The sequence below is a fragment of the Yoonia maritima genome (genome assembly GCF_003003285.1).
Lineage (GTDB): Bacteria > Pseudomonadota > Alphaproteobacteria > Rhodobacterales > Rhodobacteraceae > Yoonia > Yoonia maritima.
On the sequence record NZ_PVTP01000007.1, the window covers coordinates 117,643 to 140,365 of the forward strand.

Below are 22,723 nucleotides of genomic sequence, written 5' to 3' on the forward strand. Positions count from 1 at the left end.
GTATCGCCAACGTCAAAAAACGAGCGTAATGCTTTTGCCATGCAAATAATTCGCCTTGAAGATACTCATAATTTACCGTTCTGGCGTCGGCCTGCGGCCCTTTTATTCCTAATGGCAATGGCCATGCCCGTCGCGTTTTCGACGTGGTCGGCGTTGTTGAATAACTTTGTTATCGATGTCGCTAACTTTGACGGTAGCGACATCGGCTGGCTGCACACAGTGCGCGAAATTCCGGGTTTCTTAGCTATTGGTGTGATTGCCATCATCATGTTCGTGCGTGAGCAGGTGTTGGGTATGGTCGCGCTTGTGATGCTTGGCGTGGCCACGGGGCTTACGGCGCAGTTTCCAACAATGGGCGGAATTCTGACGCTGACGATGCTGTCGTCGATCGGCTTTCACTATTACGAAACAGTGAACCAATCGCTTCAGCTTCAGTGGATCGATAAAAAGAAGGCCCCGCAAACGATTGGTTGGCTTATGGCCGCTGGATCAGGTGCGACTTTGGTTGCTTACATCCTTATCGTGATGACATGGCGAGCCTACGACCTTAGCTATAACTTCGTCTATATGGTCTCAGGCGGGTTCACGGCGATCGTCGCGCTGTTTTGCTTGTTCGCCTATCCGCAGTTCGAGGCTCCACACCCGCAGCTGAAAACCTTTGTCCTACGCAAGCGGTATTGGCTATATTACGCAATGCAATTCATGGCAGGTGCGCGACGCCAGATATTTGTGGTGTTCGCTGGCTTTATGATGGTCGAGAAATTCGGCTTTAAGGTTCACGAAATTACGGCGCTTTATACTATTAACCTTGTCGTCAACATTATCGTTGCTCCGTTGATGGGGCGGATTGTGTTTAAGTTTGGCGAGCGGCGGGCTTTGTTGTTCGAATACTTTGGCCTGATCCTTGTGTTCCTTGCTTACGGTGGATTGTACTTCTTTAGCTGGGGCGTGATTATCGCCTCTGCACTATATGTCATTGACCACATGCTTTTTGCATTGGCCCTGGCGCTTAAGACGTATTTTCAGAAAATCGCCGACCCACAAGATATCGCACCAACCGCTGCTGTTGCCTTTACGATCAACCATATCGCAGCTGTCTTTTTGCCGGCTGGGCTTGGGTATCTGTGGCTGTTGTCGCCGGCCGCTGTGTTCGTGACTGCCGCTTGTATGGCCGCGACTTCATTTGGGCTTGCGCTTTTGGTGCCGCGTCATCCTGGCCCTGGACACGAGACTGTGTTCCAAGGCGCATTACTTGCCCCGGCAGAGTAGAATAACCTTCCGGACACTCTATATCTGACAGAATAGACGAGGAGACTGATCATGTTCTTCATGAACCGCGATAAATCCGAAATGGTAGCGCAAGAGGCGGCATTGCCCGGCCGTGATACGCCGATGCCTGTGATCGAACCGCATTTTGTCTTTGGAACCCAGCTAATGGCGACCGCGCCTGCAGGTATGGGCGTGGCGATGTTTGGCATGGGCTGTTTTTGGGGCGTTGAGCGTATTTTCTGGCAGCTAGACGGTGTCGTTTCCACCATGGTTGGATACGCTGGCGGTTACACCCCAAACCCGACTTATGAAGAAGTCTGCACAGGCAAGACGGGTCACAACGAAGTTGTGCGTATCGTCTTTGACCCGAGCGTGATTTCTTATGATCAATTGCTGCAGGTGTTTTGGGAAAACCACGACCCAACACAGGGTATGCGCCAAGGCAACGATGCCGGGACTCAGTATCGGTCAGGCATCTACACAGTCACGCCGGAACAAAAGGCAGCTGCCGAAGCATCAAAGGTCGCGTTCACGCCGCGCCTTGCCCAAGCAGGCTATGGCGCCATCACGACCGAGATCAGAGATGCGCCTGTGTTCTATTTTGCTGAAGACTATCATCAGCAGTACCTTGCCAAGAACCCAGACGGGTATTGCGGGATCGGCGGAACCGGGGTGACTTGCCCGATTGGCGTCGGCGTATAAAGGGTTCGCTTGACGCCGATGAAGGTAGCGCCTAACTCGAGGCAACTCACATAGGGCGATGGCGATGACCTCATTCACGGCTTTGACGACAATCACTGGCGAAGACGCCGCCTACGCGCTTTCCGAAGCTTTGGAAGACCTGTTTCCAGAGCCAACAGGCGTCGGTGTTTTTGAGATCGAAGATGGTTCCGGCCTGTGGGAGGTCGCAGCCTATTTCGTTGAAGAACCTGATGCGGGCGCGTTGGCGGTTTATTCCGCGCTGCACAAAGCCAAGCCATTTAACATATCTGAAATCCCGGATCAGGATTGGGTGTCCAAAGTACAGCGTGAACTTGCCCCGGTCGAAGCAGGGCGGTTCTTTGTTTACGGCAGCCACGACGCTGACAAAGTGCCTGAGGGAAAGATCCCGTTGCTGATTGATGCGGCGATGGCATTTGGCACAGGGCACCATGGAACGACGCTTGGCTGTTTGCGCGCGTTTGACGCATTGTTCACGTCTGGATTCACAACTGGCCGCGTCGCTGACATCGGATGCGGTACAGCGGTTTTGGCAATGGCTGCTGCCAAAGTGCTGCCTGATCTCATACTGGCCAGCGATATTGACCCAGTGGCGGTCGATGTCGCAGCAGCTAACGTGACGGCAAACGGTCTTGAGGGTCGTGTAAATTGTGTTGTCGCTGCTGGATTCGATGCACCCGATCTGGCGGCCTCTGCGCCTTATGATTTGATTTTTGCCAACATTTTAAAGGGGCCTCTCATCGGGCTCGCTCCTGCGATGAGCAAGAATACCGCAACCGGAGGGCAAGTGATTCTGTCTGGGATTCTAAATGAGCAGGCCGACGAGGTGATTGCCGTTTATATCGATAATGGGTTCAATCTTGCCAAAAGAGATGTTATTGTTGACTGGACGACGCTAACGATGAGCAAGAAAGCACCACTTTAACCGTTTGGTGACTCATTTATTGCGAAACTCCTTGTTTCCGCTTTGATTGATGGAGAAGTTGCTTGGAATTTATCTGAGCATTTTATTTTCGGGAGTGTTGATATGGCACAAGCTAATGTCCCATTCGATAAACGTCTAAAACGTATCGTGCGCCGTCATGATCGTATGTCTCATGGTGTTGTTAAGACTGTCACCGCAGATGGTTTGATTGTCGCACGTCCACGTGCGTATCGCCCTCGGTTCCCATTAAAGGGAATTCTTGCGCTTGTTGTGACCGGTTTTGTTTTCAAAGGCTTTCTTTTTGCGTCTTTGGGCGACCAAGCTTACCAAGAACGCGTTTCGGTGTTAAGTGCTGGTAGCGTGATGGAGCAGGCAGGTGCATGGGTTATGCAGCCTGATGTTGCGACAATGTATATTGCTGAAAAAGTCAAAACTATTATGCCGTAAAGGCTTTTGAATTCGTAAAAACGAAAAGGCCGCGCCAAAATATGGCGCGGCCTTTCGCATTTGTGAGTGGCGGTGGTCGTTCTGAGTTACTTACGTGCTGCAACAGCATTGATATCGCCAAACGTCAGGCCGATATCTTCGAGTTCGCGTGCTGAAAGACGTGACAGCGCTTTGCGAGTGATGCGTGCATCGTTCCACTGTGCGACGCTGTGCAAAGACTGATGACAGAAGGAAGCGATGCGACCGGCAAGGATGCTGGACGCCGCAAGGTTTGTGTTTACGTTGGCCATTGGCTCATTCCTTAGACGGGTTCTGCGAGGCAGAGTTAACTTGATGAGCGGCATCTAGGGTGCTTTTACTACACGGGCTAGTGTCTTTTTTGCATAGCTCGTATGAGTTTTTAGAATGCCTATTATTTAATCACATGCACCGAGTATCCCTGTTTTTTATGGGCCTTTATAGTGACCTGATTTTAGTGGATTTTCACGCATATATGTGTGGTGCTCTGAACTGATTTCGCGGTTTTTGCAAATCGGCTTGGTTTATGTTCGCGTTTTGTGCTACCGCAGTTTAGGCAATAATAATATCGGGGCGAGCAATGCGCGTATTGGGAATCGACCCAGGTCTGCGAAATATGGGGTGGGGCGTGATCGAAGTGTCTGGTTCGCGCCTGTCACATATCGCCAATGGAATCTGTCATTCAGTCGGGACTGACCTTGGCGCGCGGCTCTTGTCGCTGCATGAGCAACTAACGGACGTTATCCATCAGTGGCAGCCAGATGCCGCAGCGGTAGAGCAGACATTCGTGAACAAGGATGGTGTCGGAACGCTAAAGCTGGGCCAAGCGCGCGGAATTGCGATGCTGGTTCCGGCGCAAGCGGGATTGGCCATCGGCGAGTACGCCCCGAACGCGGTCAAAAAGGCTGTCGTCGGTGTTGGTCATGCCGAAAAGCATCAAATCGAACATATGGTGAAATTGCAGCTGCCGGGCGTGAAAATCGCTGGTGCTGACTCTGCCGATGCATTGGCGATCGCGATCTGTCATTCGCACCATCTACAATCGGCAGGCACATTGGCCAAAGCATTAGCAAAGGCAGGCGCATGATAGGTAAAATCGCAGGCCGTTTGGAATACCGCAGCACAGATCACGTTCTGATCGATGTCCGTGGTGTTGGTTACATCGTTTATGTCTCTGAACGCGTCATGGCTGGGCTGCCCGGCAATGGCGAGGCGGTCGCGCTATATACCGATCTGCTGGTGCGCGAGGATAATCTTCAACTCTTTGGTTTTACGACGCTTGTTGAAAAAGAGTGGCACCGCATGTTGATGTCTGTCCAAGGGATTGGCGCGAAGGCGTCGCTATCTATCCTTGGTACCTTGGGTGAGGATGGTGTTAGTCGGGCAATTGCATTGGGTGACTGGAATGCGGTCGCAAAGGCCAAAGGCGTCGGCCCGAAAACGGCGCAGAAGGTAATTCTGGACCTGAAGGATAAAGCGCCGGGCGTTATGGCGATGGGTGGAACCGTTGCCGAAGCACTGGGCGACGAGGTAATTGAGGCTCCGACACCCACCCCTGCAAAACGTTCTCCCGCTAAGAAAGCAAACCCAGCACAAGCCGAAACGCTATCGGCGCTTGCAAACCTTGGCTATGCGCCCGGCGACGCGGCGAGCGCTGTGGCCGAAGCCGCAGGCGCTGATCCTGACGCTGATACGTCGACTTTGATCCGCGCGGCCTTGAAGCTGCTTGCCCCAAAGGGGTAGGGGTAATCCATGAACGAGCCTGACCCGACATTGCGCCCAGCACCCCAGCCCGAAGATGCGGATCGCGCGTTGCGGCCGCAGACTCTGGACGAGTTTATTGGGCAGGCGGACGCACGGGCCAATCTTAAGATTTTTATCGAAAGTGCGCGCCGTCGCGGTGAGGCGATGGACCACGCGTTGTTCCACGGGCCACCGGGCCTTGGGAAAACGACGCTGGCCCAGATTATGGCACGTGAACTCGGCGTGAATTTTCGAATGACCTCTGGCCCTGTGTTGGCGAAAGCTGGCGATTTGGCGGCGATCTTAACCAACCTCGAAGCCCGTGATGTTCTGTTCATTGATGAAATCCACCGCTTGAACCCGGCGGTCGAAGAGGTGTTGTATCCAGCCCTCGAAGATTTTGAGTTGGATTTGGTGATTGGTGAAGGGCCCGCCGCACGTACCGTGCGTATTGAATTGCAGCCGTTTACCTTGGTTGGCGCGACGACCCGCATGGGGCTGTTAACCACGCCATTGCGTGACCGTTTCGGCATTCCGACCCGGTTAGAGTTTTATACCGAAGATGAGCTGCATCTGATCGTTACACGCGGTGCACGTTTGATGGGGGCGCCCGCATCAGATGGAGGAGCCCGAGAAATCGCCCGCCGCGCACGCGGTACCCCACGTATCGCTGGGCGTTTGCTGCGTCGCGTTGTGGATTTTGCGATCGTCGAAGGCGACGGAACGGTAACGCAAGAAATCGCAGATCGTGCGCTGACCCGGTTGGGGGTTGATCATTTGGGGTTGGATAATGCCGACCGCCGCTATTTACGCCTTATCGCGGAAAGCTATGGCGGTGGCCCTGTTGGTGTTGAAACCATGTCTGCGGCACTGTCTGAAAGCCGCGACAGTTTGGAAGATGTGATCGAGCCGTATCTGCTGCAAAAGGGGTTGATCCAACGTACGCCACGCGGGCGGATGCTGGCCCAAGCGGCTTGGGCGCATTTGGGTCTGAATCCGCCGAAATCGCAGACGGACTTATTTGGTTGAGAGATGGGACGCCTCCGGCGGGGGAGTAGTTAGAGCAAGATGATGGATGATGTAGCGCCTTTATTTACACGGTCAGACGGGGATTATGTGTTTGCCCGTTGGGGACGCCCGATTGTGCCTGTGGTCTTTGGTGTCGATGATGCGACCTTGGCTGTGTTCAAGGGCGCGATTGAGGCTGTCGTGGCATTAGCCGGTCACAAGATGGATGAGACGGACATGGAGTTGGGTGCGAACCTGATGATGTTCTTCTGTCAGGACTGGAATGAGCTGCTCGACGTTCCGCATTTAGATAAGCTGTTGCCGGAGTTGGGAACGCTGGTGCCGCGTCTTCAGGCGGCCGATGCTAATCAATACCGTATCTTCCGGTTTGATGAGGCGGGTGCGATCCAGGCAGCGTTTGTTTTCATGCGCATGGATGATCAGATGGCGCAGGCCCCCGCGGATACGCTGGCTTTGTCCCAAGCTGTGCAGGTTATCTTGCTGTGGTCCGATACAGCGTTTTCTGAGGTGCCGCCATTGGCGATGATTGAAGGCAAAGTTGCCTTGCGCCCCGAAATCGGTGACGTCATTCGCGCGGCCTATGATCCGGTGATGCCCGTCGCGGCACGTGATGCGAGCCATGCGTTACGCTTAGGTGCACGGCTGATATGACCCATACGTTCCCAATCCGCGTCTATTACGAAGACACTGACCTCGCTGGCATCGTCTACTATGCCAATTACCTAAAGTTCATCGAGCGCGCACGCAGTGAATGGGTGCGCGAGATGGGGATTGATCAGGTCGCGATGAAGGCGGATGGCTTTGTCTTTGCGGTGCGCCGCGTCGAGGCGGATTACTTTGCCCCGGCACGTTTTGACGATGAATTGATCGTTGAAACCAGCCTAGCTGAACGTACCGGGGTGCGATTGACAGTCAAGCAAGACGTAAAGCGCGGGGAAGTTATACTGTTTTCGGCCCTTGTGACCATTATCTGCATGAATGAAACTGGTGCCGTGGCCCGCCTTCCGGCGGCGATCCGCCAGTCGGTGCATTAATTTTCTTAGTTTCGGCCCTGTGATACCGGATTGATTGGATTTTAATTTCGGCTTGCGTTAAAGATGGTTGTAATCAGAGCCCACAATCGGGCCTACAGGCAGAGCAGGCACAATGGAAGCAGCAACCGACTTCACGATGTGGGCGCTATTTGCGCGCGCGACAATCACCGTAAAACTCGTCATGATCATGTTGATCGCCGCATCTATCTGGTGCTGGGCCGTGATCGTGGACAAGATTATTCAGTATCGCAAAGCGCGTGCAGAGGCCGAGGTTTTTGACCGCCAGTTCTGGTCAGGCGAACCTTTGGATGGTCTATTTGACCAGATCGGGACTGATCCGGACGGCGCGAGCCAAAAGATTTTCGTTGCTGGCATGCTAGAGTGGCGTAGGTCGCATCGCCAAGACGGCGGATTGATCGCCGGGGCGACTGCACGGATCGATCGATCCATGGATGTTGCGATCGCCAAAGAGGCCGCGAAACTGCAAAAGGGTCTGCCAGTGTTGGCGACCGTTGGTTCTACGGCACCGTTCGTTGGCTTGTTCGGGACCGTTTGGGGTATCATGAATGCGTTTATCGAAATCGCGGAAGCACAAAACACAAACCTAGCCGTCGTTGCGCCGGGCATTGCTGAAGCGTTGCTGGCGACGGGCTTGGGGCTGCTGGCCGCTATTCCTGCCGTGATATTCTATAACAAACTGTCGGCTGATAGTGATCGTATCGTCGCAGGCTACGAAGCCTTTGCCGACGAATTCGCGACAATCCTAAGTCGCCAGTTGGATAGCTGATCATGGGTGCGGGAGTTATGAAATCAGGTGACGGGGGCGGAAGACGCCGACGCCGCCGCGGGAGCCGGGTTCAGCCCATGGCCGAAATCAACATCACGCCATTTGTTGACGTGATGCTGGTGCTCTTGATCATCTTTATGGTTGCTGCCCCATTAATGACTGTTGGCGTTCCTGTGGAACTACCGAAAACGGCGGCCGATGCGTTGCCTGGTGATGATGAAGAGCCGTTGACGGTGACCATCACTGCTGACGGTGTGATCATGATCCAAGAAACCGAAACGTCGCCAGAAGAACTGGTTGCAAAGTTGCAGGCCATCGCAGCCGAACGCACAAGCGACCGCATTTTCCTACGTGCAGATGGTGCGAACCAGTGGAATAAAGTGGCTGAAATCATGGGTGCGCTGAACGCTGGCGGTTTTTCGAACATTGGTCTGGTGACCGATGTTGGTGGGCCTTCCTTTACGGGGTCGGACGGTTAAGTCATGCAAACGCCGGGCACGTATATCTCTGCCACAGGTCATATTGTTCTAATTGGCTGGCTGATACTTGGGTGGGGGCTCGATTCCGAGCCGCTTGAGTTTGCAGCTATGGATGTATCTGTGGTGAGCGGCGAAGAGTTCGAGCAGATGATGGCCGCCCGCACGCCGACGCCCGGTAACGCAGAACCAACTGCGCCAGTTCAGCCAGCTATCGACGATACACCGCCACCGCCGCCAGCCGAAGAACAACCTGCCGAAACTGCGCCGCCGCCAGAGCCAGTCGATCAGCCTGTCGAGGAATTACCGCCGCCACCTCCGCCGGCACCTTTGGTGACTGAGGCAACGGATGAACCGCCTATCGCCCCAACAGAGCCAGCAGCCCCCCCACCATCGCCGAATGTGGATGTGAATGAACCGCCTGCGCCAACGCAAGCGGATCGTATTGCGTCGACCCCATCAGCGCCGCCGCCGCCAGATACGCAGATTGATGATATCGTGCGCGAAGAGGTCGTTCCTGATGAAACGGCCCCGGCTGAGGTTGTAACTGAAGAGGTTACGCCGACAGCACCTGAAGAAACCGCGCCTGAAATCGCCCTTGAAAATGAAAAGCCATCGGGATTGGTCGAGACTTCTTTGCGTCCTGTTGCGCGTCCTAGTCGCCCAACGCCCCCCGCTGCCGAGCCAGAGGCACCGACCCAAACTGCTGAAACACCAGTTGAGGCACCGACACCACCTGCAAGCGAAGCCAGCGATGATGCTGTTGCTGCTGCGTTGGCTGCCGCGTTGGCTGCTGAGGCACCGTCCGCGCCAGCCGTTGCAGCAGGTCCGCCGATGACGGGTTCAGAGCGCGATAGCTTTCGCGTGTCGGTCAATCGTTGCTGGAACGTTGACCCTGGATCAGTTGCGGCACGGGTAACTGTCGAGGTTGGCTTTGAACTGGACCGCAATGGTTTGGTGGTAGGGCAACCGAGGCTCATCAGTGCGCAGGGCGACCAAAGCGCCGCGGATACCGCGTTTGAGGCTGCCCGCCGCGCGATTTTGCGATGCCAATCTGGCGGCTACCAACTGCCGGCTGATAAATACGACCAATGGAAAGATGTCGTAATTACATTTGACCCCAGCGGAATGCGGCTACGTTGATGATGAACACGTGTAGGTGAAGTGAAATGGTTTCACTCCCCTGCTATGAAGGAACGATAAATGCGGATTAGGGTAAACCTGACCATGCGAAATGAGGCAAAGATGATGAAAAGACTTCTTACACTCTTGGTAGCACTGATATTGGCCGGGCCGGTCGCGGCTCAAAGTGGTCCGCTTCGGTTGACTATCACAGACGGTGTGATCGAACCGATCACGTTTGCGGTCCCTACGTTTCAGGCCGAAAATGCCGAAGCGACGCAGGTGGCGAATGATCTGAACCGATTGGTAGCACAGGATTTATCCGGCACCGGACTATTTCGCGAAATTCCGGCGAACGCGTTTATCTCGCAGGTTTCTTCATTCTCGCAGCCGGTCCAGTTTGCTGACTGGCGCGCAATCAATGCGCAGGCGTTGGTGATTGGTGCTGTTGCTGTAAATAGTGGCCAATTGACGGTGAAATTCCGTTTGTATGACGTTTTCTCTGGGCAGGAGCTTGGTGGTGGTCTGCAGTTCGCCGGCACAACTGATGGTTGGCGTCGGATGGGCCACAAAGTTGCGGATGCTGTTTATAGCCGGATCACGGGTGAGGGCGGTTATTTCGACAGCCGCGTCGTTTATGTCGCCGAAAGCGGTCCAAAAGATAACCGACAGATGCGCCTTGGGATCATGGATTTCGACGGTGCGAATGTGCAGTATTTGACCGATAGCAGCAGCATCGTTCTTGCGCCCCGTTTTTCACCAAACGGTGATCGCGTACTTTACACGAGCTACGAAAGTGGTTTTCCTCGCATCAACGTGTTGAATGTCGCCACTGTTGGTCGCCAGCAATTGCAGACTGCACCGGGCGAAATGGCATTTAGCCCACGATTTTCTCGCGACGGTGGGTCCGTGATTTATAGCCTGTCGAATGGCGGGAACACTGATATTTTCCGTTCTGATCTATCATCGGGTCAATACATTCGCCTGACGTCAGCCCCTTCGATTGAAACAGCACCTAGCTTGTCACCCGATGGCAGCCAGATCGTGTTTGAAAGCGACCGGTCAGGTACTCAGCAGCTGTACATCATGTCTGCAAATGGTGGCGAAGCACGTCGGATTTCGTTTGGCGAAGGCCGCTATGGTACACCAGTTTGGTCCCCACGCGGTGATCTGGTGGCGTTTACCAAACAAAACGCGGGTCGTTTTCATATTGGTGTGATGCGTACGGACGGATCGGAGGAGCGCCTGTTGACCGCGTCTTTCCTTGATGAAGGTCCGACATGGTCACCAAACGGACGCGTGATCATGTTTAGCCGCGAAACCCAAGGTGAAAGCGGGACGACATCACTCTATTCGGTGGACATCTCTGGTCGGAACCTTAAGGCGGTCCCTGTCCAAGGCGGTGCCTCTGATCCATCATGGGGCCCGCTACAGCCGTAGTAGATGCCACATTCCCAGAACGATGAAGCCATGCTATGCTGGCAAAAACGAGCAGATATAAACAGGAATTGAACCGATGAATATGATGACAAAAGCGACGATGCTGCTTTTGGTATTGGGCACAGCGGCCTGTACCAATCCGGACCGTCTTGGTGGCGCTGCGGGCGCGGGTGGTGCCGGTGCAGGGGCGGGCGTTGATGGCGGACTTGCTGGATCGGCAAGTGATCCGACGAGCCCTGCGTATTTTAGCCAAGCTATCGGCGACCGCGTGTTGTTTGCTGTGGACACGTCGACCCTCACACCAGAAGGGCAGCGCATTTTGGACGGTCAAGTTCAATGGCTGTTGACCAACGCAGATTACCGCGCCGTTGTTGAAGGCCATGCCGACGAACAAGGCACGCGTGAATATAACCTTGCGCTTGGTGCGCGTCGTGCGAACGCAGTGCGCGAATACCTTGTGTCGCGTGGCGTACCGTCGTCCCGGCTTGAGGTGATCAGCTATGGTAAACTCCGTCCAATCGAAGTTTGCTCGAACGAGGCATGTTATGCCAAAAACCGTCGTGCGGTTACCGTTCTCTCTTTCTCGGCTATGACTAGCTAATCCAGACCTAAGGACCTTTCATGTTGCACCGTATCGTTGTTGTCTGCGCGCTTTTGTTCTCACCTATCCCTGCCTTTGCGCAGGAAGAGACGCTCGCGGATATACGACAACAATTGACAGCTCTTTATGTCGATGTGCAGCGATTGCACCGTGAATTGTCCACGACGGGTGGGCTGAATTCTGGGATCGTGGGGAATACACCGCTGGACCGTCTTAACGCGATTGAAGCTGAGTTGCAGCGTTTGACCTCTAAGACCGAACAGCTAGAGTTTCGCGTGAACCGGATCACCGTTGATGGCACCAACCGGGTCGGTGATCTAGAATTCCGCCTGTGCGAACTGGAAACTAATTGTGACATTGGCCAACTGGGCGATACGCCAAGTTTGGGCGGTGTTGATAACGGGGCTGATGTTCCCGCACCAAACCTGCCCCCAGCCACGGATGGGCCTGCTTTGGCTATTGGCGAAAAAACTGACTTTCAGCGAGCGCAGGAGGCGCTCGCTAACCGTGACTTTCGCAGCGCCGTGGACCAGTTTGAGACCTTTGGCGCGACCTACCCGGGAAGCCCACTAGCACCAGAAGCGAACTATCTGCGCGGCGAGGCGTTGGAGGGGCTTGAAAAACCAACCGAAGCTGCGCGCGCGTATCTTGAAGCGTTTTCAGGTGATCCTGACGGACCACAGGCGGCTCACGCGCTTTATAAACTGGGCGCATCACTTGGCGCGATCGGCCAAACGCAGGATGCATGTCTGACGCTGGCAGAAGTGAACGTCCGCTTTCCTGGTGATCCGGCTGTCGGTGACGCACAATTTGCGATGCAGAATTTGGGATGCCAGTAGCGGATAAGCAATCTGGCCTGCTAGATCAATTTGGACAAGCCTTTGAACGCCATATCACGGCGGTACCTGATGGTTTGATTGGACTTGCGGTGTCCGGTGGTGGCGATTCGGTTGCGATGATGCACATGGCCGCGCGGATGATTGACCCGACAGGGTTACGTGTGGTGTCCGTTAATCATGGCCTTCGTGCGGAAGCTGTTGCTGAACTTGTACAGGTCGGCGCGCAGGCCAGCCGATTGGGCATTCCACATGTAGTTTTGGATTGGACCTGGGACAGAACCGGTAATCTACAGGCCGCGGCGCGTGACGGACGCTGGCAATTGATGCGAGACTGGGCGGTTGAGACCGGTGTCGGCGCGCTTTGCTTGGGACATACCGAAGACGATCAGATCGAGACGCTGTTGCTTCGGCTTGCACGTGGATCGGGGGTTGATGGGTTGACCGCGATGTCGGCTTTGGACCGGCGCGATGGTATGACCATTTTGCGCCCCTTGCTCGGGATGTCACGCGATGCCTTGCGCGAATGGCTTGTTTCACAAGCAATCCAATGGAGCGATGACCCAAGCAACGACGATGTTCGGTTCGATCGGGTACGTGCACGTCAAATGTATGCGCAACTTGAAACACTTGGCCTCACGCGCAAGCGGTTTTTGCAAACGGCAGATCATATGCGGGCGGCGCAGCGATCGCTCCAACAAGCAGCACATGAGTTTGCGCAAACTTACGTTACGCAGGATTTGGGTGATTTGGTATTCTCACCAGAAGCCCTCGACCTCCAAGCCGAAGACGTGCCGCGTCGCGTCATGGCCGAAGCATTCTCGTGGATGGCAACCAAAACGTATCGGCCGCGATTCGAAAACATGCTGGCGCGGGTCGAACAGGTGCGAAACGGCGAACAGGTGACTTTAGGCGGATGTATCATGCTGCCGCTGTCTGATGGTGGAATGCGCCTTGTGCGTGAAGCATCGGCGACCGCTAGCTCTATGGCCGCCTGCGGTGAACTTTGGGATAAACGATGGCGTATAAAAGGGCCGATGCGCGACAACTTGCGCTTTCAGGCGCTTGGTGACGGGCTGAACGCTTGCAAAGATTGGCGGCAAACAGGTGCTTTACGGCTGTCGCTGTTGGCATCTCCGTCGGTTTGGCACCAAGACACATTGATCGCCGCGCCTTTAGCCGGGCTTTCCAACGGTTGGACCGCACAGATTGTCGCGGATTTCCGTTCTAGAGCGTTTGGCATTGAAGATTAAGGTTTAGCCTCTATTTTAGATGAAACGCTTGAACGCGACTCTGTCGCATTCATTCCCCGATTTCAAAGGAGCTCCCCTTGGGCAACGCGCGAAATATGGTCTTTTGGATCGTCTTGTTTTTGATGGTTCTTGGACTTTTCCAAATCTTCAGCGGTACACCGTCCGCTACACGTGGCAATAATCAAAACTATACGCAGTTCGTAGAATCTGTTGAGGCTGGCCAAGTAACGGAAGTCACGATTGACGGCGAAAGTGTTCGCTACGTTGTGGGCGGAACTACTTTTACGACAATCAAACCTGAAGACGCTGAAATCACTAACCTTCTGGTCGATGCTGACGTTCCTGTTACGGCGATCAGTCAAGAAACGTCGTTGTTCCAGTCATTCTTGATCAGCTTGCTTCCATTTGTTCTGCTTATTGGCGTGTGGATCTACTTTATGAACCGCATGCAAGGCGGCGGCAAAGGTGGGGCAATGGGCTTTGGTAAATCAAAGGCCAAGCTGTTGACCGAAAAGAACGGTCGCGTCACATTTGATGACGTTGCGGGCATTGATGAAGCCAAAGAAGAGCTCGAAGAGATCGTTGAATTCTTGCGTAACCCGCAAAAATTTAGCCGTCTTGGCGGTAAAATTCCAAAAGGTGCGCTGCTTGTTGGTCCTCCGGGTACTGGTAAAACGCTTCTTGCGCGTGCGATTGCAGGCGAAGCTGGCGTGCCATTCTTTACAATCTCAGGTTCTGATTTTGTTGAAATGTTCGTTGGTGTCGGCGCGTCACGCGTGCGCGACATGTTCGAACAGGCGAAAAAGAACGCGCCTTGCATCGTGTTCATCGATGAGATCGACGCCGTCGGCCGTGCACGTGGCGCTGGCCATGGTGGTGGTAACGACGAACGCGAACAGACATTGAACCAACTTCTGGTCGAGATGGACGGTTTTGAAGCGAACGAGGGTGTGATCATCGTTGCGGCGACCAACCGTCGTGATGTTCTTGATCCTGCGCTTTTACGTCCGGGCCGTTTTGACCGTCAGGTCACCGTACCAAACCCAGATATCAAAGGTCGCGAGAAGATTCTGGGTGTGCACGCACGCAAAATCCCATTGGGCCCTGATGTTGATCTGCGGATTATCGCACGTGGCTCACCGGGGTTCTCTGGTGCCGATCTTGCGAACCTCGTGAACGAAGCTGCTTTGATGGCTGCACGTGTTGGCCGCCGTTTTGTGACAATGATCGATTTCGAATCTGCCAAAGATAAGGTCATGATGGGCGCAGAGCGTCGTTCGATGGTCATGACCGCTGAGCAGAAAGAAATGACTGCCTACCACGAAGCTGGCCACGCGATTGTGGGTATCAGCCTTCCAAAATGTGACCCGGTCTATAAGGCGACGATTATCCCGCGCGGTGGCGCCTTGGGCATGGTGATGAGCCTGCCAGAGATGGACCGCCTGAACATGTTCAAGGACGAATGCCACCAGCGTTTGGCCATGACCATGGCGGGTAAAGCCGCTGAAATCATCAAATATGGTGAAGATCAGGTCAGCAACGGACCCGCCGGTGATATCCAACAGGCCAGCCAGTTGGCCCGTGCGATGGTTCTTCGTTGGGGGATGTCGGACAAAATCGGCAATATCGATTACGCTGAAGCGCACGAAGGCTATCAGGGGAATACCGCTGGTCTGTCTGTGTCTGCACATACGAAAGAACTGATCGAAGAAGAGGTCCGTAAGTTCATTCAAGATGGCTATGACCGGGCCCGCGAAATCATCATTGAGAAGAATGAAGAGTTCGAACGCCTTGCCCAAGGTCTGTTGGAATACGAAACGCTGACAGGTGCTGAGATCAAACGCGTTATGGCTGGTGAACCGCCTCATGCTGACGATGATGATGACGGGGATGCTGCAAAGACTGATACGTCTTCGGTTACGGCAATTCCGAAAACTAAGCCGAAAAAGCCGCAGACCCCAGAAGGTGGTCTAGAGCCTGAACCAACAGCATAAGCTGATCAAACGCCGCCCCAATCTCAGGGCGGCGTTTTTGCTTGATATCTCATTTCACAAATGATGAATTGCGAACGATTGTTCGGGCGGTTTACGTCTGCTGTTAAGCAAACATGAAAGGTTTACGATGCCCGCGCTGAAACCCACTGAAATCACTGGCGAAGTTGTTTGGATCGGGCATGTGCCTGATCGTGATGCATCGCTAAAGTCATCTGGCCAAACTGAAGCAGAGCTAACCTTTGCAGGTATCCCTGGCGAAGAACACGGCGGTCTGACACGCCCATCCTGTTCACGTGTCGTGAGCCAGCATCCGCGTGGGACAGAGATTCGCAATGTTCGCCAGTTGTCTGTTACTTCGACCGAAGAACTGGCCGAGATCGCGGCAGAGATTGGCTTGGAGCAGCTAGAGCCGGCATACGTCGGAGCATCGTTGGTCGTGAAGGGCATCCCCGATTTCACACATTTGCCGCCGTCTTCGCGCCTGCAGTTCCCAGACGGGTCTGTGATCGTCGTGGATATGGAAAACCGTCCGTGCAATTTGCCTGCCAAGGTGATCGAAAACGACTTTCCTGGGGCAGGGCGAAAATTTAAAGCTGCCGCCGAAAATAAACGCGGAGTGACCGCGTGGGTCGAACGTGAAGGTCGGGTAAAAGTTGGCGATACGGTACGCCTACATGTGCCAGACCAACGCGCATGGCAGCCATAGGTTTCTGATCCGAAACTAACGGCCAGCGGCTGGCGTTTCTGGCTACCTATGCGTCGAATACCGGCATCGCGCGACTTGATCGCTGTTTAATTTCAAGATGAATAGGCAAGGTATTTGCGCCTCACCGCATTTGGCGGTAGGGCTGCGCTGCCTGCACACGCAACCATTGCCGGGAAGACGATAGAATGACAGCAACTGTAATCGATGGAAAAGCCTTTGCCGCCACTGTGCGTGGGAAAGTCGCCGAACATGTAACCCGGTTGAAAGAGGTCCATGGGATCACCCCCGGATTGGCAGTGGTACTGGTGGGCGAAGACCCAGCTAGCCAAGTCTACGTCCGTTCAAAGGGTAAGATGACAGTCGAAGTCGGCATGAACAGCTATGAACACAAGTTGGACGTTGACACATCAGAAGAAGCGCTTTTGGCGCTGATTGATCAGCTGAACAATGATCCTGCGGTTCATGGTATTCTGGTCCAACTACCGTTGCCTGATCATCTGGATAGCGATCTGGTGATCAACAGTATCGACCCCGCTAAAGATGTTGATGGTTTCCATATCTCGAACGTGGGACTGCTGGGCACTGGACAGAAAAGCATGGTGCCATGCACCCCGCTGGGATGCCTAATGATGCTGCGCGATCACCTTGGTTCTTTGTCTGGCCTGAATGCCGTTGTGGTTGGCCGGTCCAACATCGTGGGCAAACCGATGGCGCAACTGCTGTTGGGCGATAGCTGTACGGTTACGATTGCGCATAGTCGCACCAAAGATCTGCCCGCTGTTGTGCGCCAAGCAGACATTGTTGTTGCTGCGGTTGGACGCCCCCAAATGATTCCCGGTGATTGGATCAAACCCGGCGCCACAGTGATTGATGTGGGTATCAACCGGATCGAAAAGCCTGAGGGCGGCACGCGTCTGGTCGGTGACGTCGACTATGATAGCTGTGCAGCTGTTGCGGGTGCGATTACGCCTGTGCCCGGCGGAGTTGGCCCGATGACAATTGCCTGCTTGCTGGCCAATACGGTGACCGCATGTAGCCGCGCCAATGGGCTTAAGGAGCCTGAAGGGCTAACCGCCTAATCATTGGCGGGTGGATTAAAATCCACCCTACGGCTTGGGGCGCGGTTTTAGCTGGCGGATTGCCGTTTGAACCGCTTCGGGCAGGGCCGTGTTCGTATCTGGTGCGATATCAAGTGCGGCACCAACATCTTTGGCCAATATGCCGATGCTGTTGTCATCGCTGAACCCGTCACGTGCGAATTCGATCTCGTCAAATCCAGAGGCTAGCCAGTTCTGCCCTGATGCCGTTCCGATGAGCGCCAGTAGCTTTTTCTCGTCCACGCCCTGTGTATCGCCCCAGTCCAACACAAGCCGTGTCATCGCTATATGAGAGGCCGCAAGAAGGTTGTTCAGCACCTTGCCCGTCATCCCTGCGCCATAGCCGCCCATATGGTGGATTTCTTGGCCCATGGCCTGCAGCAGTGGCATGATGGGGGTAGGGTCACCGCCGACCATGAATGTAAGCGTACCAGCCTGTGCACGTACCTGCGCACCGGACATGGGCGCGTCGATAAGCGTGATCCGATCGGGGATACGGGAAAGAAGTGATTTGACGTAATTCGGGGAAAGAGTTGAGCTGATAACAATAGTCCGAAGCGTCTTTGTGCGTGCGACCACAGCCTGATCGTCAAACAACAATGCATCCGTCTCGGCCGCGTCACGTACGACGGTAATTAGGGTCGTAAGGCCATCGCAAAAGGCATCTATATCTGTGCCAACCCCGGCATCAGGACTGGGGTCATAACCGCGCGCATTGAACCCAACCTTTTGTAGGTTCTTCAGCATCGGCCCACCCATGCGGCCGCACCCTGCAACACCTATCAGCTCTGTCATTCTATCCCCCAAAAGAAAAAGACTTCCCTTTGTTAAAGGGAAGCCAGTTGCTTGGGAATTAAAAATGCTACTAGTGAACGATGTCTTCTTCCTTAACGAACATGTTCGCCCATGCGCGATCAATCAATTCGGGCGTCATCTGGTTAGGGATGCCTTCGAATTCGCAGATAGAAATCATCTGGTCGATCAGGAAAATAGGTTGATAGTTAGCGTATAGATTATCGATTTCAGGGTAGCGTACATTCAGCAGGTGAACGAGCGTGTCTTCATCCAGCGGCATTTTGCGTTTACGTGCAACCATCGCGAAGATCTTAAGGAAGTCTTCTTGGTGTGGGCCGTCAATCTTGATCTTGTAGAAGATACGACGCAAAGCCGCTTTATCGAAGATCGCGTTCGGGTGAAAGTTGGTCGAGAAGATAACAAGCGTGTCGAATGGTACTTCGAACTTTTCACCTGATTGCAGGGCCAAAATATCTTTGTTTTCTTCGAGCGGAACAATCCAGCGGTTCACAAGAGTCTGTGGCGGTTCGGCCTGACGCCCAAGGTCATCCACGATGAAGATGCCGCCAGTGGACTTAAGCTGCAAAGGCGCTTGGTAAGTCCGGGCTGTTGGGTTGTAGACGAGATCAAGCATCGACAGTGACAATTCACCACCAGTAATAACGGTTGGGCGTTCACAGCGCACATAGCGGGTATCAAATCGACCAGATGTCCGGCGCAGACTGTTTGGGTCGTCTATGTCATCTTCGGCAGCAGAGTGTACGATTGGATCATAAACCGTGATCACCTGACCCGAATATTCGATCGCACGCGGGACATAGATTTTGTCACCCAACGCATCACGAATACCGTTCGAGATCGAGGATTTACCGTTGCCCGGTGGTCCGTACATCAGGATGGAACGACCCGCACTGACCGCTGGACCAAGGTTGGACAGAAGATCAGGTGGAAGCACAAGATGCCCCATCGCTGTCGACAGCTGGTCGCGTGTGATTTGAATGTTGCGGATCGATTGGCGCTGAATTTGTTCGCGATAGATATCCAGCGGGACAGGCATAGCGCCATAATATTCAGACTGGCTTAATGCGTCGAGCGCACGCGCGCGTCCCGCATCAGTGAGCTGATAGCCCATTTCATTACCGCTGTTAGCATTCAACGTACCTGTTGCTTCAAGAAGCAACTGACCACGGGCCATGTCGACCAACTCTTGTGTGACGGGCACTGGCAAACAAATCGCCCGGCTTAGCAGGGATACTTGGTCAAGGTTCATGCGAAACATTGTTTTCAGCAAGATATCACGCATCATCGACATCGGAAGCAGCATGCCGTCAAGGCTGCGTGGTGCCGGGGGGGCCATTACGCTAGAGGATTGCACGTTCATTTCTTTCTGGCCTATCGCAAATAATTCAGGATCCGCACGTAAATGCGATTTTGTATCAACAAGATTGCAGCCTATTGTGGCGAAATAGTGAACAAACATGTGCCTGTAAAAGGCATTGCACGATGCATAATTGAGTTAGCGAAAAATCGCTACAACTAACAAATAACACAAAAGCGTGCCGCTAAGGGCTAGTCCCTTTGGAAATTTAGATTTTTCCCAACTGATCCAATCTGGAGCGAAACTTCGAAGGGGGCTGTGTTTTACTGCTCTATGTGTAATCAGCGCTGCAATGAGGCACGATGCATAGATAAGCATAATGTCACGAAGGTCGGCGACCGATAGCATAGGTGACGCTGCGGCCATAAATTTAACGTCGCCGCCGCCGATCACGCCAGACATCCAAAATAAAATACCAACGGCAAGCACGACAATAAAGTGCGTCCAATGCCACAGATAAAGATCGAAGGGTAACGCGAAAATGCCCAAAATAGCGTAGCTGAGCAAAAGTGCTCCTGACGCGATATTTGGGATTTTCATACTGCGCATATCATTCCATGCGACAAATATCGCAATGGGGATGACTGCTGGTAAAAACCAAAGCGCGGCATATGCGGTTAATCCCATGATCTAGTTTACCGCGTTGTTTTCGATGGCTTGCAGTGCGCGAACTGCTTCTTCAAAGTGCCTTGGGTGCGTTTCAATTGCGTCCGCTAACAGTGTTTTTCCGGTCGAAATATCGTTTTGCTTAATCGCTGCAAGAGCGAGGGTGTAAAGTAATTGGGCACGTTCAACTTGCGTCATCTGCACGACAGGGAGAGTATACTTCCGCTGTGCACCCCGTGCGAGTACAAGGTTATTTTTTGCCGTAAAGAGCCTTGGGTCGTGGCGCAACGCGTCAGTAAACAGGCGTTCTGCACCGCGATAATCCCCGCGGGTTAGCTTGGAATAGCCCCAGTTATTATAAACCGATGCAGGGCGCGTCGTCAGTCCGGCTGCTGTTTCATAAAAACTATCGGCCTTTTCCCATTGCTGGCGGCTATCCGCGACCATTGCCTCAAAGCGGTAACGCTTAAAGGTTTCATAGGTTGGCGGAACCGTATTGAGTTGTGCGGCTGCGTCATCCCATCGGCTTGCGCGAATAAGTGCACCTGCGAGCTCAACCGTGTCTTCACTGGTGGCCTCAGGATGGGAAATAACAGTTTCCCATGCTGCAATGCCATCAGGTACACGTCCGGCTCGAATGAGTGATGCAGCAAGGCCGCGTTGTAGATCTACTCTTTCAGGGTGGTTTTCAACGGCGTTGGCGAAATAGCGCACAGCCTCTTCAGGGTCGCCGACTGTCAGCATGACCTCGTTGAGGTTAGATTCATCAATGACGTTAATGTCACTCATGGCTTCTTGAACCTGCTCTTCGCCGGATTTTGCGCACGCGGAAAGCATAATCGTTGCCGTGCATAGCGTCAGAATAATAGAGTGGCGCATATTTTTTGCGTCCTTTTGCTGCTCTTATCTTAAAGGTCCGACATGAGTACAAAATCTCCTGCACCACGTCGGATTAGATTAAAGTTCTGATAATCTTCTAGCACAGTATTGTCAGAGTTTTCCAACATTGTGAGTGCAAGGCGCAAGTTGTCGCGGATTTCGTCCGAGTTTCCACTATCAGCAGCGTAAGCACGACGAAAAACTTCGCTAGCCTCAGCCGTTTTACCTTGCTCCATTAAGACCACACCAAGGTTATTCCAAGCGGGTGGAAAGCCCGGATCTTCTTCAATTGCGGATCTTAACCAGCGCTCCGCTTGTCCAAGCCTGCCTAAGTTTAGATTTGCTGATCCGATGGCGGACATCGTATCAACATTTAGTCCCTGTTCGAATGCGGCGCGATTATACGCCTTGAGAGCAAGCTCGTATTCACCAGCGGCCATGAGGCGGTGTCCGACAATAAGACCATCCGTATCGCTTTGCCCAGCAATGCCGGGCGCATAAACGCCATCGGCTGAAAGATTAACATCTCCTGTACAAGCTAATAGGCTTATTGAAACAAGCCCGCATATAGCTATACGAGTCCGCATCAGCTGCTATGCCGCGCCCAAATTTTTGGCGATTGCGTAAATGGAAGGGCCAATCAAAATTGCCATGAGTGGCGGTAGCGTCAGCATCATCGTTGCAAGCGTCATTTTCGTTGGAAGCTTGTTTGCCTTCTCCTCGGCACGCATCACACGCTTGTCACGCATCTCCAATGAGTACACCCGTAGCGCATCTGATATCGACGTACCAAATTGCTGTGATTGCACCAACACAGTCACAAAGCTTGTGATATCCTGAACGCCGCAACGTTCGGCCATATCTTTCAAAACAGTAGTCTTATCCTTACCGGCTTTGGTTTCTTGGCCGACCATCTCAAATTCGTCAGAAATATCGGGAAAGCCAGAACGAAGTTCCTTTGAAACACGCATAATGGCTTGGTCCATTGATTGCCCGGCTTCTACACAAACTAGCATAAGATCGAGCGCGTCAGGAAAACCATCTTCGATCGCACCTTGGCGGATCGCTTGACGACGGGTCGCCCAATACTTCGGAAGCATATATCCTGCTCCGCCGGGGATCATTATGGTTAGAACCAAATCTTGAGTTGTCACATCTCCTTGCGACATTTTGAAAACTGCAAATATCCCACCGATAGCAAGACCTAGTAGACCTAACGCAAATTGAAGGAAGTGGTAGGTTCGCACTGCATTTTTGCCGCGATAGCCTGCTTGGAGCAGTTTAAGTTTGACTGCTGAGTATTCGTCTTCGTTTTGGGGTTCCAAGAAACTCGAATACTTTTCGAGTTTGTCCTTACTATTTGCAGTTCGAAGCTTTTCGCCCTTAGACGTTTTTTTATCGGCTGCTCGATTGTTGGACTTCAGTCTATCAAGAGGGTCAACCTCTTTTTTTAGTAGCACTGGTAATGCTATGAGAACTAGGAAAAATCCGACAAGTCCAACAAGAATTAGTATCGCGTTGGGCCCAAGGAACTCTGTGAGTGTTGCTTGAATCGCTTCCATAACTTC

The 22,723-nt window shown here is 53.4% G+C and carries 26 protein-coding genes; 19 read left to right on the forward strand and 7 right to left on the reverse strand.

Translation table 11 applies throughout. The annotated features are described in order from the left end of the window. Positions 1-39: 39 nt before the first annotated feature. The 4 genes from CLV80_RS11645 (at position 40) to CLV80_RS11660 (ending at position 3,361) form a co-directional block, all read left to right on the forward strand. On the forward strand, positions 40-1,269 hold the full coding sequence (locus CLV80_RS11645; RefSeq protein ID WP_106358101.1) for an MFS transporter: 1,230 nt from the start codon (positions 40-42) through the stop codon (positions 1,267-1,269). Positions 1,270-1,320: 51 nt separating this feature from the next. Then, the gene (msrA, locus tag CLV80_RS11650; protein WP_106358102.1) at positions 1,321-1,971 is read left to right on the forward strand and encodes a peptide-methionine (S)-S-oxide reductase MsrA; all 651 of its coding nucleotides are present in this window, start codon (positions 1,321-1,323) and stop codon (positions 1,969-1,971) included. A 64-nt stretch (positions 1,972-2,035) separates the two neighbouring features. Further along, positions 2,036-2,914, forward strand: coding sequence for a 50S ribosomal protein L11 methyltransferase (locus CLV80_RS11655; protein WP_106358178.1), 879 nt, complete (start codon positions 2,036-2,038; stop codon positions 2,912-2,914). A gap of 102 nt (positions 2,915-3,016) precedes the next feature. Further along, on the forward strand, positions 3,017-3,361 hold the full coding sequence (locus CLV80_RS11660; protein WP_106358103.1) for a hypothetical protein: 345 nt from the start codon (positions 3,017-3,019) through the stop codon (positions 3,359-3,361). A gap of 86 nt (positions 3,362-3,447) precedes the next feature. Here CLV80_RS11660 and CLV80_RS11665 read toward each other — a convergent pair whose 3' ends face one another. Further along, positions 3,448-3,651, reverse strand: coding sequence for a DUF1127 domain-containing protein (locus tag CLV80_RS11665; protein ID WP_106358104.1), 204 nt, complete (start codon positions 3,649-3,651; stop codon positions 3,448-3,450). 308 nt (positions 3,652-3,959) lie between these two features. Between CLV80_RS11665 and ruvC the strand changes: the two genes are divergently transcribed. From ruvC to folD, 15 genes are all read left to right on the forward strand, one after another. Beyond that, positions 3,960-4,466 carry a crossover junction endodeoxyribonuclease RuvC gene (ruvC, locus tag CLV80_RS11670; protein WP_106358105.1) on the forward strand — a complete coding sequence of 169 codons (507 nt, stop codon included), beginning with the start codon at positions 3,960-3,962 and terminating at the stop codon, positions 4,464-4,466. Further along, positions 4,463-5,122, forward strand: a complete 660-nt coding sequence (ruvA, locus tag CLV80_RS11675; RefSeq protein ID WP_106358106.1) for a Holliday junction branch migration protein RuvA — start codon at positions 4,463-4,465, stop codon at positions 5,120-5,122. Before ruvC ends, ruvA begins: the two co-directional genes overlap by 4 nt. A gap of 9 nt (positions 5,123-5,131) precedes the next feature. Further along, a complete protein-coding gene (gene ruvB / locus CLV80_RS11680) occupies positions 5,132-6,151 on the forward strand; it encodes a Holliday junction branch migration DNA helicase RuvB (RefSeq protein WP_106358107.1) in 1,020 nt (339 codons plus the stop codon). A 42-nt stretch (positions 6,152-6,193) separates the two neighbouring features. After that, complete coding sequence (locus tag CLV80_RS11685; protein WP_106358179.1) at positions 6,194-6,802, forward strand: hypothetical protein; 609 nt, start codon at positions 6,194-6,196, stop codon at positions 6,800-6,802. Continuing rightward, positions 6,799-7,185, forward strand: a complete 387-nt coding sequence (gene ybgC / locus CLV80_RS11690) for a tol-pal system-associated acyl-CoA thioesterase (RefSeq protein ID WP_106358108.1) — start codon at positions 6,799-6,801, stop codon at positions 7,183-7,185. The genes CLV80_RS11685 and ybgC overlap by 4 nt, the downstream gene beginning before the upstream one ends. A 112-nt stretch (positions 7,186-7,297) precedes the next feature. Beyond that, positions 7,298-7,972, forward strand: coding sequence for a protein TolQ (gene tolQ, locus CLV80_RS11695; protein WP_204353943.1), 675 nt, complete (start codon positions 7,298-7,300; stop codon positions 7,970-7,972). 2 nt (positions 7,973-7,974) lie between these two features. Further along, positions 7,975-8,451: a protein TolR gene (tolR, locus tag CLV80_RS11700; RefSeq protein WP_106358109.1), complete on the forward strand. Its 477-nt coding sequence runs from the start codon at positions 7,975-7,977 to the stop codon at positions 8,449-8,451. Positions 8,452-8,454: 3 nt separating this feature from the next. After that, complete coding sequence (tolA, locus tag CLV80_RS11705; protein WP_106358110.1) at positions 8,455-9,591, forward strand: cell envelope integrity protein TolA; 1,137 nt, start codon at positions 8,455-8,457, stop codon at positions 9,589-9,591. Positions 9,592-9,693: 102 nt separating this feature from the next. Beyond that, positions 9,694-11,010 (forward strand): Tol-Pal system beta propeller repeat protein TolB, encoded by a 1,317-nt coding sequence (gene tolB / locus CLV80_RS11710; protein ID WP_243394533.1) that lies wholly within the window; start codon positions 9,694-9,696, stop codon positions 11,008-11,010. Between the two features lie 76 nt (positions 11,011-11,086). Further along, positions 11,087-11,611, forward strand: coding sequence for a peptidoglycan-associated lipoprotein Pal (gene pal, locus CLV80_RS11715; RefSeq protein ID WP_106358111.1), 525 nt, complete (start codon positions 11,087-11,089; stop codon positions 11,609-11,611). 20 nt (positions 11,612-11,631) lie between these two features. Then, positions 11,632-12,450 (forward strand): tol-pal system protein YbgF, encoded by an 819-nt coding sequence (ybgF, locus tag CLV80_RS11720; protein WP_106358112.1) that lies wholly within the window; start codon positions 11,632-11,634, stop codon positions 12,448-12,450. Then, a complete protein-coding gene (gene tilS / locus CLV80_RS11725; RefSeq protein WP_106358113.1) occupies positions 12,441-13,700 on the forward strand; it encodes a tRNA lysidine(34) synthetase TilS in 1,260 nt (419 codons plus the stop codon). The genes ybgF and tilS overlap by 10 nt, the downstream gene beginning before the upstream one ends. 77 nt (positions 13,701-13,777) lie before the next feature. Beyond that, entirely contained in the window at positions 13,778-15,694 is a 1,917-nt protein-coding gene (gene ftsH, locus CLV80_RS11730; protein ID WP_106358114.1) for an ATP-dependent zinc metalloprotease FtsH, read from the forward strand. A gap of 127 nt (positions 15,695-15,821) precedes the next feature. After that, positions 15,822-16,400, forward strand: a complete 579-nt coding sequence (locus CLV80_RS11735) for an MOSC domain-containing protein (RefSeq protein WP_106358115.1) — start codon at positions 15,822-15,824, stop codon at positions 16,398-16,400. Positions 16,401-16,585: 185 nt separating this feature from the next. After that, complete coding sequence (gene folD, locus CLV80_RS11740) at positions 16,586-17,479, forward strand: bifunctional methylenetetrahydrofolate dehydrogenase/methenyltetrahydrofolate cyclohydrolase FolD (protein ID WP_106358116.1); 894 nt, start codon at positions 16,586-16,588, stop codon at positions 17,477-17,479. 27 nt (positions 17,480-17,506) lie between these two features. Here folD and CLV80_RS11745 read toward each other — a convergent pair whose 3' ends face one another. From CLV80_RS11745 to CLV80_RS11770, 6 genes are all read right to left on the reverse strand, one after another. Beyond that, positions 17,507-18,292, reverse strand: a complete 786-nt coding sequence (locus tag CLV80_RS11745; RefSeq protein ID WP_106358117.1) for an NAD(P)-dependent oxidoreductase — start codon at positions 18,290-18,292, stop codon at positions 17,507-17,509. Positions 18,293-18,362: 70 nt separating this feature from the next. After that, on the reverse strand, positions 18,363-19,673 hold the full coding sequence (locus tag CLV80_RS11750; protein ID WP_106358182.1) for a DUF8689 domain-containing protein: 1,311 nt from the start codon (positions 19,671-19,673) through the stop codon (positions 18,363-18,365). Between the two features lie 135 nt (positions 19,674-19,808). Further along, entirely contained in the window at positions 19,809-20,297 is a 489-nt protein-coding gene (locus CLV80_RS11755; RefSeq protein WP_106358118.1) for an A24 family peptidase, read from the reverse strand. 3 nt (positions 20,298-20,300) lie between these two features. Continuing rightward, positions 20,301-21,155 carry a tetratricopeptide repeat protein gene (locus CLV80_RS11760; protein ID WP_106358119.1) on the reverse strand — a complete coding sequence of 285 codons (855 nt, stop codon included), beginning with the start codon at positions 21,153-21,155 and terminating at the stop codon, positions 20,301-20,303. A gap of 29 nt (positions 21,156-21,184) precedes the next feature. Next, entirely contained in the window at positions 21,185-21,742 is a 558-nt protein-coding gene (locus CLV80_RS11765) for a tetratricopeptide repeat protein (protein ID WP_106358120.1), read from the reverse strand. A gap of 6 nt (positions 21,743-21,748) precedes the next feature. Beyond that, positions 21,749-22,717, reverse strand: a complete 969-nt coding sequence (locus CLV80_RS11770) for a type II secretion system F family protein (protein WP_106358121.1) — start codon at positions 22,715-22,717, stop codon at positions 21,749-21,751. Positions 22,718-22,723: the final 6 nt, after the last annotated feature.